Source organism: Defluviimonas sp. SAOS-178_SWC, from assembly GCF_039830135.1.
Lineage (GTDB): Bacteria > Pseudomonadota > Alphaproteobacteria > Rhodobacterales > Rhodobacteraceae > Albidovulum.
In genome coordinates, this window is sequence record NZ_CP156080.1 from 113148 (window position 1) to 127923 (window position 14776).

At 64.8% G+C, this 14776-nt stretch carries 10 protein-coding genes; 4 read left to right on the top strand and 6 right to left on the bottom strand.

The window, feature by feature from the left end; all coding sequences use genetic code 11:
* Positions 1-33: 33 nt before the first annotated feature.
* The 4 genes from aceE (at position 34) to V5734_RS00625 (ending at position 6397) form a co-directional block, all read left to right on the top strand.
* On the top strand, positions 34-2691 hold the full coding sequence (gene aceE, locus V5734_RS00610) for a pyruvate dehydrogenase (acetyl-transferring), homodimeric type (RefSeq protein ID WP_347309596.1): 2658 nt from the start codon (positions 34-36) through the stop codon (positions 2689-2691).
* A 21-nt stretch (positions 2692-2712) separates the two neighbouring features.
* Positions 2713-4005, top strand: coding sequence for a dihydrolipoyllysine-residue acetyltransferase (aceF, locus tag V5734_RS00615; RefSeq protein ID WP_347309597.1), 1293 nt, complete (start codon positions 2713-2715; stop codon positions 4003-4005).
* Positions 4006-4015: 10 nt separating this feature from the next.
* Positions 4016-5740 carry a dihydrolipoyl dehydrogenase gene (lpdA, locus tag V5734_RS00620; RefSeq protein WP_347309598.1) on the top strand — a complete coding sequence of 575 codons (1725 nt, stop codon included), beginning with the start codon at positions 4016-4018 and terminating at the stop codon, positions 5738-5740.
* Between the two features lie 147 nt (positions 5741-5887).
* Positions 5888-6397, top strand: a complete 510-nt coding sequence (locus V5734_RS00625; protein ID WP_347309599.1) for a BMP family ABC transporter substrate-binding protein — start codon at positions 5888-5890, stop codon at positions 6395-6397.
* Positions 6398-6492: 95 nt separating this feature from the next.
* Here V5734_RS00625 and V5734_RS00630 read toward each other — a convergent pair whose 3' ends face one another.
* The 6 genes from V5734_RS00630 to bhcC all read right to left on the bottom strand — a co-directional run bounded on the left by V5734_RS00630 (position 6493) and on the right by bhcC (position 14761).
* The gene (locus V5734_RS00630; RefSeq protein WP_347309600.1) at positions 6493-7005 is read right to left on the bottom strand and encodes an AmiS/UreI family transporter; all 513 of its coding nucleotides are present in this window, start codon (positions 7003-7005) and stop codon (positions 6493-6495) included.
* Between the two features lie 120 nt (positions 7006-7125).
* Entirely contained in the window at positions 7126-8610 is a 1485-nt protein-coding gene (locus tag V5734_RS00635) for a nucleobase:cation symporter-2 family protein (RefSeq protein ID WP_347309601.1), read from the bottom strand.
* A gap of 74 nt (positions 8611-8684) precedes the next feature.
* Positions 8685-10961, bottom strand: coding sequence for an NADP-dependent malic enzyme (locus V5734_RS00640; protein ID WP_347309602.1), 2277 nt, complete (start codon positions 10959-10961; stop codon positions 8685-8687).
* A gap of 109 nt (positions 10962-11070) precedes the next feature.
* Complete coding sequence (locus V5734_RS00645) at positions 11071-12516, bottom strand: NCS1 family nucleobase:cation symporter-1 (protein ID WP_347309603.1); 1446 nt, start codon at positions 12514-12516, stop codon at positions 11071-11073.
* A 50-nt stretch (positions 12517-12566) separates the two neighbouring features.
* Positions 12567-13535 (bottom strand): iminosuccinate reductase BhcD, encoded by a 969-nt coding sequence (gene bhcD / locus V5734_RS00650; protein ID WP_347309604.1) that lies wholly within the window; start codon positions 13533-13535, stop codon positions 12567-12569.
* A 62-nt stretch (positions 13536-13597) separates the two neighbouring features.
* The gene (bhcC, locus tag V5734_RS00655) at positions 13598-14761 is read right to left on the bottom strand and encodes a 3-hydroxy-D-aspartate aldolase BhcC (RefSeq protein ID WP_347309605.1); all 1164 of its coding nucleotides are present in this window, start codon (positions 14759-14761) and stop codon (positions 13598-13600) included.
* Between the last annotated feature and the right edge of the window lie 15 nt (positions 14762-14776).

A 14776-nucleotide genomic window follows, 5' to 3' on the forward strand; every position in this document is an offset into this window, starting at 1 on the left:
GCGAGCCTTCCAGACGTCCTTGGAGGCGCATTCATGACCGAGAAATTTATCGACATCGATCCGCTTGAGTCCCAGGAATGGCGCGACGCGGTTGCCGACGTAATCGAGCGCGACGGCGCCAACCGCGCGCATTTCCTGCTTGACCAGGCCGTAAGCCAGGCCCGCGCCGCGGGCGCGACGCTGCCGTTTTCCTCCACCACGCCCTACCAGAACACGATCCCGGCCGATGGTCAGGCCGACTTCCCCGGCGATCTGGAGATGGAGTGGCGGATCCGCACCATCAACCGCTGGAACGCGATGGCGACGGTCGTGCGGCGCAACAAGGAATCGAGCGAATATGGCGGCCATATCGCCTCTTTCGCCTCGTCGGCGGTCATGTACGACATCGGGCTCAACCACTTCTGGCGCTCGAAATCGGCCATTCACGGCGGCGATCTGGTGTTCTTCCAGGGTCATGTGATCCCCGGCATCTACGCACGGTCCTTCATGGAGGGCCGGATCAGCGAGGCCGAGCTGGAGAATTTCCGCTCCGAGGTCGCGGGCGGCGGGCTGTCGTCCTATCCGCATCCCTGGCTGATGCCGGATTACTGGCAGTTCCCGACCGTCTCGATGGGCCTTGGCCCGCTGATGGCGATCTATCAGGCGCGGTTCATGAAATACATGCACAACCGCGGCCTCATCGACATGGCGGACCGCAAGGTCTGGTGCTTCCTCGGCGACGGCGAGATGGACGAACCGGAAAGCCGCGGCGCCATCGACCTTGCCGCGCGTGAGGGGCTCGACAACCTGATCTTCGTCGTCAACTGCAACCTCCAGCGCCTCGACGGCCCGGTCCGGGGCAACGGCAAGATCGTGCAGGAGCTTGAGGGCGACTTCCGCGGCGCCGGCTGGAACGTGATCAAGCTCTTGTGGGGCAAGGGCTGGGACGAACTGCTGGAAAAGGACGTCACGGGCCGCCTGCGCCAGCTGATGGACGAAACCGTCGACGGCGACTACCAGACCTTCAAGTCGAAGGACGGCGCCTATATCCGCAAGCATTTCTTCGGCAAGTATCCCGAAACCGCCGCCCTTGTCGCGGACTGGACCGACGAACAGATCTGGGCGCTGCGCCGTGGCGGCCACGACCCCGAAAAGGTCTACACCGCCTTCAAGCGCGCCACCGAAACCAAGGGCCAGCCGACCTGCCTTCTGGTCAAGACAGTCAAGGGCTACGGGATGGGCACGGCCGGCGAAGGGCAGAACATCACCCACCAGCAGAAGAAGCTGGCCGAGGATCAGCTGCGCGCCTTCCGCGACCGGTTCCAGATCCCGATCGACGACAAGGACTTGCCGAAGGCGCCCTTCGTCAGCCTCAACAACGCGCAGAAGTCCTACCTTGCCGATCGCCGCAAGGCGCTTGGCGGCGACTTCCCGAAGCGCGAATGGCGCGACACGCCGAAGCTTGACATCCCCTCGCTCGACAAGTTCGAGGGCCAGCTCAAGGGCACCGGCGACCGCGAGATCTCGACCACGATGGCCTTCGTCCGCATCCTGACGACGCTGCTGCGCGACAAGGGCGTGGGCAAGCATGTGGTGCCGATCGTGCCCGACGAAAGCCGCACCTTCGGCATGGAGGGGCTGTTCCGCTCAGCCGGCATCTACAACCCGCTTGGGCAGAACTACACGCCCGAGGATGCCGACCAGATGATGTTCTACAAGGAAACGACCGACGGTCAGGTCCTTCAGGAAGGCATCAACGAGGCGGGCGCGATGGCGGACTGGATCGCGGCGGCGACGTCGTATTCCAACCACGGCGTGCCGATGATCCCGTTCTTCATCTACTATTCGATGTTCGGCTTCCAGCGGATCGGCGATCTTGCCTGGGCGGCGGGCGACAGCCGCTGCCGCGGCTTCATGCTGGGCGGCACCGCCGGACGGACCACGCTGAACGGCGAGGGGCTGCAACACGAGGACGGCCACAGCCACATCCTTGCGGGGACCATCCCGAACTGCATCACCTACGACCCGACCTTCAGCTACGAGGTGGCGGTCATCGTCCATCACGGGCTGAAGCGGATGTATGCCGATCAGGACGACGTCTTCTTCTACCTGACCCTGATGAACGAGAACTACGCCCATCCCGACATGCCGATGGGCGTCGAGGAGGACATCGTGCGGGGTCTCTACCGGCTTCGCGAAACCAGGAAGCCCGGCAAGAAGCACGTCAACCTGCTGGGCTCGGGCACGATCCTGATGCAGGCGATCAAGGCCGCCGAGATGCTTCAGGCGGATTTCGGCGTCACCTCCGACATCTGGTCGGCCACGAGCCTCAACGAACTGGCCCGCGACGGACAGGACTGCGCCCGGATCAACCGGCTCAATCCCTTCGCGGAACAGCGCGTGCCCTTCGTCACCCAGCAGCTGGCGAAGGCCCAGGGCCCGGTGATCGCGGCGACCGACTACATGAAGAACTACGCCGAGCAGATCCGCGCCTTCGTGCCGAACCGCTTCACCGTTCTCGGCACCGACGGCTTCGGGCGATCGGACAGCCGCGTGAACCTGCGGCGCTTCTTCGAAGTCGACGCGCACCACATCGCGGCGGCCGCGATGGTGGACCTCTTCCGCGAGGGCGCCGTGACGAAGAAGGATCTCGAAGCGGCCCTGAAGAAATATGACATCGACGGCGGCAAGCCGAACCCCCGGCTGGCGTGATCGGGCAAGAGGAGACAGAACATGGCAACCGAAGTGAAAGTGCCCGATATCGGTGATTTCTCCGATGTCCCGGTGATCAACATCCTGGTCGGCGTCGGCGACGTGATCTCCGCCGAGGATCCCCTGGTGGAACTGGAAAGCGACAAGGCGACGCTGGAGGTTCCCTCTCCGGCCGCCGGCAAAATCGCGGAGATCAAGGTCAAGGAAGGCGACCGGGTTTCGCAGGGCTCGCTGATCCTGCTGCTCGAGGACGCCGGCGCTGCCGGGGCCCCTGCACCCGCAGCCGCCGCTGCCCCGGCGCCTGCCGCCCCCGCAACGCCGGCACCTGCCGCCGCAGCGGCCCCCGCGCCCGTTGCGGCCCCGGCACCCGTCACCGATGCAGGGTTCGGCAAGGCACATGCCTCGCCCTCGGTCCGTGCCTTCGCCCGCCAGCTCAATGTCGACCTGTCGCGGGTCAACGGAACCGGCCGCAAGGGCCGCATCCTGCGCGAGGACGTGACCACATTCTTCAAATCCAGCTCTGTCCCCGCCGCCGCCGGCGGCGGCGCCGTTCAGGGCGGCATGGGCATCCCGCCGATCCCGGCTGTCGACTTCACGAAGTTCGGACCCGTCGAGGACGTGGAAATGCCGCGGATCAAGAAGCTCTCGGGCCCGGCGCTGCACCGGTCCTGGCTCAACATCCCGCATGTCACCCATAACGAGGAAGCCGACATCACCGGCCTCGATGCCTACCGCAAGGAGCTTGACACCGCCGCCAAGCCCGAGGGCTACCGCGTGACGCTGCTCAGCTTCGTGATCAAGGCAAGCGTCTCGGCGCTGAAGGCCCACTGGGAAGTCAACAGCTCCATCCACCCGGATGGCGACAAGCTGATCCGCAAGTCCTACTACCATATCGGCTTTGCCGCAGACACGCCGAACGGGCTGGTCGTGCCGGTGATCCGCGATGCCGACCGCAAGGGAATCATCGAGATCTCGAAAGAGCTTGGCGAGCTTTCCGCAAAGGCGCGGGACGGCAAGCTCAAGGGCGACGACATGTCGGGCGCCTCGTTCACGATCTCGTCGCTGGGCGGGATCGGCGGCACCTCGTTTACCCCGATCGTCAACGCGCCCGAGGTGGCGATCCTCGGGCTTACGCGGTCCAAGATGGCGCCGGTCTGGGATCCCGAGGCCGGCAAGAAGGGCAAGTTCGTCCCCCGTCTGATGCAGCCCCTGTCGCTGTCCTATGATCACCGCGCCATCGACGGCGCGCTTGCCGCGCGCTTCTGCGCCACGCTGAAACATGTGATGGGCGACGTCCGTCGCCTGATGCTCTGAGGGGGCCGTCATGGAAGTCAAAGTCCCCGATATCGGCGATTTCAAGGACATCCCGGTCATCTCGATCCTTGTCTCGGTCGGCGACACCGTCGCCGCCGAGGATCCGCTGATCGAGCTTGAATCGGACAAGGCGACGATGGAGGTGCCCTCCCCGGCCGCCGGCACGATCAAGGAGATCAAGGTCAAGGAGGGCGACAGGGTCTCGAAAGGCGCGCTGATCCTCGTCCTCGAAGGCGCGGGAGCGGCCGAGGCGCCGAAGCCGGGCGCGCCCGAAGCCCCGAAATCCGTCGCCGCGACCGGAACCGCGTCGGGCAAGGGCGACATCCATGGCGAGGTCGTCGTGCTCGGCTCCGGCCCCGGCGGATACACGGCCGCCTTCCGCGCCGCCGATCTCGGCAAGAAGGTCGTGCTGATCGAAAAGGACGCCACGCTGGGCGGCGTCTGCCTCAATGTCGGCTGCATCCCCTCCAAGGCGCTTCTGCACGCCGCGAAGGTCATCACCGAAGCCGAGGAGATGGCGGATCACGGCATCACCTTCGCCAAGCCCAAGGTCGACATCGCCAAGCTGGCGGGCTGGAAGGCCTCGGTCGTCAATCAGCTCACCGGCGGGCTTTCGGGTCTCGCCAAGGGCCGCAAGGTCGAGGTCGTGAAGGGCTATGGCCGCTTCACCGGCCCGAACATGATCGAGGTCGAGAAGGACGGCAAGACGACGAAGGTCAGCTTCGACACCTGCATCATCGCGGCCGGGTCCGAACCGGTGAAACTGCCCTTCGTTCCGCATGACGACCCGCGTGTGATCGATTCCACCGGCGCGCTCGAGCTTGACGGCATTCCCAAGCGCCTGCTGGTCCTCGGCGGCGGCATCATCGGGCTCGAGATGGCCTGCGTCTATGACGCGCTCGGATCGAAGATCACCGTCGTCGAACTGATGGACCAGATCATTCCCGGTGCCGACAAGGACATCGTGAAGCCGCTGCACAAGCGGATCGAGGGCCGCTATGAAAAGATCCTGCTGAAGACCAAGGTCACGGCGGTCGAAGCGCAGAAATCCGGTCTCAAGGTCACGTTCGAGAACGACAAGGGCGAAAGCTCGACCGATACGTTCGACAAGGTGCTGGTCGCCGTCGGGCGGCGGCCCAACGGCAAGCTGATCAATGCCGAGGCGGCCGGCGTCGCGGTCGATGATCGCGGCTTCATCGCCGTCGACACCCAGCAGCGCACCGGCGTGCCGCATATCTTCGCCATCGGCGATGTCGTCGGCCAGCCGATGCTGGCCCACAAGGCGGTGCACGAAGGCAAGGTCGCGGCCGAGGCCGCAGCCGGCCAGAACCGCCACTTCGATGCCCGCGTCATCCCCTCGGTCGCCTATACCGATCCCGAGGTCGCCTGGGTCGGTCTGACCGAGGCGCAGGCGAAAGAACGGGGCATCAAGGTCGGCAAGGGGGTCTTCCCCTGGGCCGCGTCCGGTCGCTCGCTGTCGCTTGGCCGTTCCGAGGGTCTGACCAAGGTGCTCTTCGATGAAAGCGACGACCGCGTGATCGGCGCGGGGATCGTCGGCCCGAATGCGGGCGACCTGGTCGCCGAGGTGGCGCTGGCAATCGAGATGGGCGCCGATGCGGTCGACCTTGGCCACACGATCCATCCGCATCCGACGCTGAGCGAGACGGTCAACTTCGCCGCCGAGATGTTCGAGGGAACGATCACCGATCTGATGCCGCCGAAAAAGCGGCACTGAACGGACTTCAGCAAGCAGCACCCGCTATTGCGCGGGTTCCGTACAAGTGATCACGCAGGGCGCATCCGCGCCTTGCGGCGGACGGTTGTCCGCTCCTGCAACGTCAACCGGCGGTTCACGGCCGCCACATTCTGGAGGAAACGCGAAATGATCTTCACCCGACGAGGAATCCTGGCGACGGCGCTGCTCGCGGCCGCCGGGCCGGATCTGGTGATCGCCCATGGCGGCCAGAACTCCTCTGCGATGGAAGAAGTCGCGCCAGAATTTCCCGACATCAAGTTCGTTGTCGTGCAGGGCGGTGTCACCGGCCCGAACCTGTCGAGCTACAAGGTGATGCAGGAGGAATCCGCCTGGCTGGCCGGGGCGCTCGCGGGGCTGACGACCAAGACCGGAACCGTCGGCCATATCTCGGGCATCCGCGTCAAGCCGGGGCTGAAGGGGCGCGGCGGCTTCTACAACGGCCTGATGCACGTGAAGCCGGACGCCAGGTTCCTGACCATCTTTGCCGGCGATCAGGACGATAACGAACTGTCCCACCGTGTCGCCGCGGCCGAGGCCGATGCTGGCGCCGACATCATCTTCACCATGCTCAACGCCGGCCGCACCGGCGCGATCGAGGTCTCGGTCGAGTTCGAGGGCGAGGAATTCAATCCCTGAGCCACGCCGCCGGACTCCGGCGACCGGAAGAAACGTGAAAGCCCCGGCCTGTTGGCCGGGGCTTTCCTGTCTGGCGCCGCGCCATCGGCGGCGGGTCAGGCCAGCACGCCGTAAAACATGCAGAGTGCCGGAAGCCAGCCGGTGAAGATGCCGCACAGAAGCGTCGCCAGCGTGGCTGCGCCGCCGATCGGCCGTTGCAGCGCGAGCAGCAAGAAATACATGAACCACAGCACCGCCCAGGCGGCCCAGGCGAGACCCAGCCAGAGCGCGAGAAGGCTGTCGGCGCCAAGCGTCTCCTCGATGGCGACGGGCACCACGGTGATCGCGACAAAGAGGCTGAACCAGCCCAGCCCGCGGCCGTCGACCCCGGTGATCCGGTTGTAGGCGACCCAGAGATAGGTGGTGGTGAAGAGTAGCGTCAGCGCCGCCGACTTCACGGCGGCGGGGTCGGTCGCGCCGAAGACGCCGTCCGCCGCGACGGCGGCGGTGATCACCGCAACGACCACGTTGATAATCACGATTTCGCGGTCGGCAATCCGGCCCGACATCCAGATCCCGTTCAGGAACAGGACCGCGCCGACAAAGAGGAGGGAAAGCGGAAGAAGCATGCGGAACGACCTTCGGGTTGCTGTCAGGACGCGTGTTGAGAACTGAAAAGGGGAAGGCGCATCCGCGCCTTCCCCAGATTTAGGTGTCCTCCGCCCGGCAGGCCGGGCGGCACGGACTTGTCAGTGACCGCTATCGGCCTTCATCGCGGCCTCGCGCAGCTCATCTTCGCTGACTTCCTGACCGCCGTTGAAGACGATGTTCAGAAGCACCGCCGAGATCGAGGCGAGCAGGATGCCGGAGTCGATCAGCGGGTGGATCGCATGGGGCATGTGCATCTTGAAGTCCGGCGCGATCAGCGGGATCATCCCCATGCCGAGCGAGACGGCGACGATGAACCCGTTGCTGCGGTTGACCTTGAAGTCCACTGAACCGAGGATCCGGACGCCCGTCGCGGCCACCATGCCGAACATCACCAGGCCCGCACCGCCGAGCACCGCCACCGGCAGCGATTCGACCAGCGCGCCCATCTTCGGCACCAGGCCGAGCACGATCATGATCGCGCCGCCGGTCACGCAGACATAACGCGAGCGGATGCCGGTGACGCCGACAAGGCCGACATTCTGGCTGAACGACGTATAGGGGAAGGTGTTGAAGAGGCCGCCGATCAGCGTGCCAAGACCGTCGGTCCTGAGGCCGGCCGACAGCGACGGGCGCTCGATCTTCTTGCCGCACATCTCACCCAGCGCGAGGAACATGCCCGTCGATTCGATCATCACCACGATCATGACGAGCGTCATGGTCAGGATCATGACCGGATCGAAGATCGGCAGGCCGAAGCGGAACGGCGTGATCAGCTCGAACCAGCCGGCGTTCGCCACCTTGTCGAAATGCATCAGGCCGAGCGCCGCCGCGACGACGCCGCCGACGATGATGCCGATCAACACCGAGATGTTCGCCAAGAAGCCGCGCGCGTATTTCATCACGAGGATGATCGACACGAGAACCGCCGCCGAGATGGCGAGGTTGGTGCCCGACGCGTAGAGCGGGTTGTCCATCGACGGCGCGATGTTCAGACCCTTGGGCAGTTCCGGCGCCCCCGGCAGCGCCTTGATCGCATCCAGCCAGGCCGTGTGTTCGGGGTTAATGATCTTCGGCGCGGTGGGGCCGACCGGAAGTCCGAAGATCCAGTTGATCCCGATCCGCATCAGCGTGACGCCGATCACCAGGATGATCGTGCCGGTGACGACGGGCGGAAAGAACCGCAGCATCTTGGCGACGAAGGGCGCGATCAGCATGCCGATGATACCGGCGCCGATGATGGCGCCGAAGATCATCCGCGCGCCGTCGGTTCCGGGGTTGGCGATGGCAATCGACACCATCGGGCCGACCGAGGCGAAGGTCACGCCCATCATCACCGGAAGCCGGATGCCGAACCATTTCGACGCGCCGAGCGACTGGATGATCGTCACAAGGCCGCAGACGAACAGGTCGGCCGAGATTAGGAACGCGACCTGTTCCGGCTCAAGCTTGAGAACGCGCCCGACGATGAGGGGGACGGCGATCGCGCCCGCATACATGACGAGCACATGTTGCAGGCCAAGCGTGAACAGCTTCGGCGGTGGCAGGATCTCGTTGACGGCGTCAAACGTAGCATCGGTTGCCATATTGTCTTCTCCTCCTCGGAAAACTGATGATTGGGTTATGATCCGGCGGTCTGGCTTCCGCCGGGCGGCGCTTGTCAGCCGTAGGATGAAACGGCGGATCCGGCGAGCGCCGAGATGTTCAGCAATCCGCGGACGGTGATCGCGGGCGTGACGATATGGGCGCGGTTGCCCATCCCCATCAGGATCGGGCCGACTTCGAGGCCGTTTGCGACCGATTTCATGATGTTCCGGGCGGCGCCGGCGGCATCGGTGTTGGCGTAGACCAGCACATTGGCCCGGCCCGTCAGCCTTCCGCCGGGGAACAGCCGTTCCCGCAGGTCGCCGTCGAGCGCGGCATCGGTGTGCATCTCGCCCTCGTATTCGAAATCCACGGTCTGGCCGTCGAGAATTGCCATGGCGCCGCGCATGGCCCGGCCCGACGCGCTGTCGAGGTTGCCGAACTGCGACCCGGAGCAGAGCGCGACCTTGGGCTCCACCCCGAAGCGGCGCACATGGCGCGCGGCCGCGACGACGGTGTCGGCGATCTGCGCGGCCGTCGGTTCCGCGGTCACATGGGTGTCGGCGACGAAGAGCGGCCCCTGATCGACAAGGACGAGCGACAGCGCCCCGATCGGGTGCAGTTCGTCGGTCGACAGGACCTGAGTGACGTAGTTCAGGTGCCAGCGATACTGGCCGAAGGTGCCGCAGATCATGCTGTCGGCGTCGCCGCGATGCACCATCACGGCCGCGATCGCCGTGGTGTTGGTTCGCAGCACCGCCCGGGCGAGGTCGGGCGTCACGCCCTGGCGCCGGGTGATCTCGTGATAGGTTGTCCAGTAGTCGCGGTAGCGCGGATCATCCTCGGGATCGACCAGTTCGAAATCGGCGCCGGGCCGGATCTTGAGGCCCGCCCGCTCCAGCCGGGCTTCGACCACGGAGCGGCGGCCGATCAGGATCGGCGTGTCGATCCGCTCTTCCAGGAGCGACTGGGCCGCGCGCATCACGCGCTCGTCCTCGCCCTCGGCGAAGACCACCCTGCGCTGCGCCTGACGGGCGGTGTCGAAGACCCGCCGCATGATCGTGTGCGAACGGAAGACCTGCCCCTGAAGGTGCGAGCGGTATTCGTCGAAGTCGATCTTGCGCGTGGCGACGCCGGAATCGATGGCGGCCTTCGCGACGGCCGTCGCGATGGTGGGCAGAAGCCGGGGGTCGAAGGGCTTCGGGATCAGGTATTCCGGTCCGAAGGTCAGCCGTTCGCCCTGATAGGCGGCGCCAAGCTCGGCCGAGGCGGTTTCCCGCGCCAGCCCGGCGATCGCCTCGACGCAGGCAAGCTTCATCGCGTCGTTGATCTCGGTCGCGCCGGCATCGAGCGCGCCGCGGAAGATGAAGGGGAAGCACAGGACGTTGTTGACCTGGTTCGGATAGTCCGAGCGTCCGGTGGCGATCAGCGCCCCCGGCGCGGCGGCGCGTGCCTCTTCCGGCATGATCTCCGGCACCGGGTTGGCCAGTGCGAAGATGATCGGATCGGCGGCCATCTTGGCGACCATCTCCCTGGTCAGAAGGCCGGGGCCCGAGACGCCAAGGAACAGGTCCGCGCCCTCCATCGCCTCCATCGTGGTGCGCATTTCGGTCTTCTTGGCGAATTCCTGCTTTTCGGCATTGAGGTCGTTGCGCCCCGTATGCACCACGCCCTTGCTGTCGAGCATGGTGATGTTTTCCTTCCTCACCCCCATGACCATCAGCATCTTGAGGCAGGCGATCCCGGCCGCGCCGGCGCCGAGCGCGACGACCTTGATCTCCCCGACCTTCTTCTTCGCCACGATCAGCGCATTATAGGCCGCGGCGGCGGCGACGATGGCGGTGCCGTGCTGGTCGTCGTGGAAGACCGGAATGTTCATGCGCTCGCGGCAGAGTCGTTCCACGAGGAAGCAATCGGGCGCCTTGATGTCTTCGAGGTTGACCGCGCCGAAGGTGGGTTCCAGCGAACAGACGATGTCGGCCAGCTTCTCGGGGTCGCTCTCGTTCACCTCGATGTCGAAACAGTCGATCCCGGCGAATTTCTTGAAGAGAACCGCCTTGCCCTCCATCACCGGCTTCGACGCCTGCGCCCCGATATTGCCGAGGCCGAGCACGGCGGTGCCGTTCGAGATGACGGCGACGAGGTTGCCCTTGGCGGTATAGCGCGCCGCGTCTGCGGGCGTCTTCTCGATCTCGAGACAGGCTTCCGCGACGCCGGGCGAATAGGCGTTCGACAGGTCGCGCCCCGTGGTCATGGGTTTCGTCGCCCGGATCTCGAGTTTCCCGGGTTTCGGGAATTCGTGATAGTCGAGCGCCTCCTGGCGCTTTGCCGCCTTAGGATCGTCAGCTGCCATCGTTCTTTCTCCGCAATTCGGCTGTCCGTTCAGCGCGGACGCACATGTGTTTTTTTGGGTAGGATTTGCTGCCGGCGGGGTGCGCCCCCCGGCAGCATCTTGGGCGGGCTCAGACCTTGACGGCGCCCTTGGCCATGGCGTGATAGATCACGCCGCCGAGGATCGCGCCGATCACCCAGTTGTAGCCCGACAGGGATGCGAACCACGGCACCCAGACGGTCGCCACCGAGAAGACCGCCGCCAGCCCGAAGGCCTTGACCGCCGCGTCGTTCCAGCCGTTGCCATAGTGGTAGCGGCCGCGCTCCATGTCATAGAGATCGTCGAGGTCCAGGTGCTGCTTCCGGTGCAGGTAGTAGTCGACGATCATGATCCCGTAGATCGGTGCCAGCGTCGCGCCCAGCGTGTTGACGAAGCCGCTGATCCCGAACTGGCTGATGAAGCTGTTCCAGAACCCGCCGATCACCAGGGCGAAGACCGAGGTGATGACACCGGCCTTGCGGAAGCTGATCTTTTCGGGCGCGAGGTTGGCGATACCGTTCACCGCCGGGATGAAGTTCGCCACGAGGTTGATGCCAACCGTCGCCGCGAAGAAGGTGATCGCCGCGATCACGCCCAGAAGCACGCTGTCGGTACGCTCGACGATCTCGGTCGGGTTGATGATCTCCTCGCCGAAGACCACGGCCGCGCCGCCGGTCGTCAGAAGGGCCAGAGCCGAGAACAGGATCATGTTGAACGGCAGGCCGGCGAGGTTGCCGATGACCATCGCGCGCCGGTCCTTGGCATAGCGCGAGAAGTCGGAGAAGTTGATCATCACCGCCGCGAAATAGGCGACCATGGTGCCGACGATGGCGATGAAGCCCTCGAACTCGGTGGCCAAGGTGCCCTCGGGATTGGCGAAGATCGTCGCCGTGGCCGACAGAAGCTGCCCTTCCGAACGGTTCCAGAGCACGATGACAAGGCCGATCATCACGATGTAGACGAACGGTCCGGCGATGTTCAGGAAGGTTTCGACCCAGCCCATGCCGCGCCAGAAGATCGCGATATGCAGCACCCAGACGATGAAGAACGACAACCAGTCGATGCCGGTAAGTCCGAGGATTTCGGTCCCGCCATGGATGCCGGTGATCGACCGGATCAGGAGCGCGAGCGCCGTCGAGGCGAAATAGACCTGGACGCCGTACCAGAACACGGCGACCGTCGATCTCAGTATCGCCGGCAGCTTTGCCCCCTGGGTGCCCAGACTGGCGCGCGCCAGAACCGGGTAGGGAATGCCGTATTTCTCTCCGGCCGCGCCGGAGAGGTTGACCATCCACATGACGAAAAGCCCGGCGACGATGAGCGCCGCGAAGGCGGTCCAGCCGCCGACGCCGTAGGAAATGAACAGCGATGCCACCAGCGAATAGCCGAAGAGCGACTGAACGTCATTTGCCCAGATGTTGAAGATGGCGAACCATCCCCAGGTCTTTTCTCTTGCTCCTGCCGGGTTCAGCGTATGTGTGCTTTCGCCGGAAATCGTGTCGCCGTGGGCGACATGATCGTGATGAGTGGACACCATTTCTCTCCTCCCCGAAATTGGTCCAGTATGTACGTGCTGGCAGTATAACCCTAGAACTCGACCTCGACCGCAACACCCTGCTTGACCGCGAGATCGACCACGGACGAGGCCACGGCCAAGTCCTGAAGCCCGACACCCGTGCCGTCAAAGATCGTTATTTCCTTCTCCGAGGTCCGGCCCGGATGGTCGCCGTTGATGACCTGGCCGAGTTCGACGATGTCTTCCTTGCGAATGGTCAGGTCGATGATCGCGTGCTGGAATTCGCCGATCGTGACCGACTGCGCCACTTCGTCGGTAAAGAGCGTCGACCGGCGGATCAGCTTGTCCGCATCGACTTCCTGCTTGCCCTTGGTATCGGTGCCCATGCAGGCGATGTGGGTGCCGTCCTTGACATGCTCGGAGGTCAGGATCGCGCCGAAGCTCGACGTGATGGTGACGATCACGTCGCTGGCGGCGCCGAGATCCTCGAGCGAGACGCTCTCGAAGGGCAGGCCAAGCGCTTCTGCGGCCTTGCGCAGACCTTCCAGCTTCTCGGGCGTGCGGTTCCACGCCACGACCCGTTCGAAGGGCCGTTGCGCCGCAACGGCGCGCATCTGGTAGGCCGCCTGATGGCCCGCACCGACGATACCGAGAACCTTCGCGTCCTTCCGGGCCAGATGCGCCACCGAAACGGCGGCAGCGGCGGCCGTTCTGAGCGCGGTCAGAAGGTTGCCGCCCACGACGGCGCGGCATTTGCCGGTATCGGCGTCGAACAGGAAGATCGTGGACTGGTGGTTGGTCAGGCCCTTTTGCGCATTGCCGGGCCAGTAGCCGCCGGACTTGAGGCCGAGGTTCAGCGCGGCGCGGTCGAAGCCGGACTTGAAGCCGTAAAGCGCGTCGGCATGGCCGATCGCCTCGCGGATCACCGGAAAGTTGTAGGCGGTGCGTGCCGCCATGGATGCAAACACCTTCTCGACCGCGTCAAAGGCGGCTTCCGCCGTCATCAGGCCGGCGATCTCTTTTTCGGGGACGATGATCATGTTCGCTCCTCTCTATTGAAAAGGGGCCGGGCGAACCCGGCCCTTCTGTCTCGGGACGTTGCTCAGTAGGCCTTGCCGCGGGCCGAGACCGGCCAGACGGCTTCGACCTTGCCGCCCCTGACACCGACATACCAGTCGTGCACGTTCGCGGTGGGGTCGCAGTGGCCGGGCACCAGGCGCAGCTTCTCGCCGACCTTCAGGACGCCTTTCGGATCCTCGATGACGCCATGCTCGTCTGAGCATTTGATGTATTTCACGTCGTCGCGGCCATAGATGAAGGGCAGGCCGCTATCGACCGACTGCGCCTTGAGGCCGGCGTCGCAGATCGCCTTGTCGGCCTTCGCGTGGCTCATCACCTGGGTCAGGATGAAAAAGGCGTTTTCCCACTCACCCTGGTCGATGCGCTTGCCGTCCTTGTCGTGAATACGGCCATAGTCGGCATCCATGAACGCGTAGGAGCCGCACTGAAGCTCGTTGTAGACGCCCGAGTTGCTCTCGAAATAGTAGGAGCCGGTGCCGCCGCCGGACACCAGTTCAGGCTCCAGCCCTTCTTTCTTGAGGGCCTCGACCGCGTCCTTCACCATGGCGATGGCGATGTCGAGCTTTTCCTTGCGCGCCTCGTAGCTGTCCATGTGCTGCATCGCGCCCTGATAGGCCTGGATGCCCTTGAACTTCAGGCCCGGCGCCGCCGCGACGGCCTTGGCGATCTTGACGACATCCTCGGTCCTGGTGACGCCGCAGCGCCCGGCGCCGCAGTCGATCTCGATGAAGACGCCCAGTTCGGTGCCATGCTTGACAGCCGCGGCCGACAGTTCGGCAACGTTGTTGACGTCATCGACGCAGACGATGATCGAGGAGCCGAGCTTCGGCAGCCGCGCCAGCCGGTCGATCTTCTTCGGGTCGCGGACCTGGTTCGACACCAGAACGTCCTTGATGCCGCCGCGCACGAAGACTTCGGCTTCGGACACTTTCTGGCAGCAGACGCCGACCGCGCCGCCGAGCTTTTCCTGAAGCTTCTGGACGTCGACAGACTTGTGCATCTTGCCGTGGCTGCGGTGACGCATGCCATGCGCCTTGGCATAGTCGCCCATCTTCTTGATGTTGCGCTCAAGCGCGTCGAGATCGAGGACGAGACAGGGCGTCTGGATGTCCTTCTCGTCCATGCCCGGCTTGGCGGGGATGTCGTAGCCGACCTCGAGGGTGTCGATGTTGACGGGTGCGTTCATGGTTGTTCTCCCAAA

Coding starts and splice junctions, on each gene's coding strand:
- aceE (WP_347309596.1), top strand. CDS start 34: ATGACCGAGAAATTTATCGACATCGATCCGCTTGAGTCCCAGGAATGG.
- aceF (WP_347309597.1), top strand. CDS start 2,713: ATGGCAACCGAAGTGAAAGTGCCCGATATCGGTGATTTCTCCGATGTC.
- lpdA (WP_347309598.1), top strand. CDS start 4,016: ATGGAAGTCAAAGTCCCCGATATCGGCGATTTCAAGGACATCCCGGTC.
- V5734_RS00625 (WP_347309599.1), top strand. CDS start 5,888: ATGATCTTCACCCGACGAGGAATCCTGGCGACGGCGCTGCTCGCGGCC.
- V5734_RS00630 (WP_347309600.1), bottom strand. CDS start 7,005: ATGCTTCTTCCGCTTTCCCTCCTCTTTGTCGGCGCGGTCCTGTTCCTG.
- V5734_RS00635 (WP_347309601.1), bottom strand. CDS start 8,610: ATGGCAACCGATGCTACGTTTGACGCCGTCAACGAGATCCTGCCACCG.
- V5734_RS00640 (WP_347309602.1), bottom strand. CDS start 10,961: ATGGCAGCTGACGATCCTAAGGCGGCAAAGCGCCAGGAGGCGCTCGAC.
- V5734_RS00645 (WP_347309603.1), bottom strand. CDS start 12,516: ATGGTGTCCACTCATCACGATCATGTCGCCCACGGCGACACGATTTCC.
- bhcD (WP_347309604.1), bottom strand. CDS start 13,535: ATGATCATCGTCCCCGAAAAAGAGATCGCCGGCCTGATGACGGCGGAA.
- bhcC (WP_347309605.1), bottom strand. CDS start 14,761: ATGAACGCACCCGTCAACATCGACACCCTCGAGGTCGGCTACGACATC.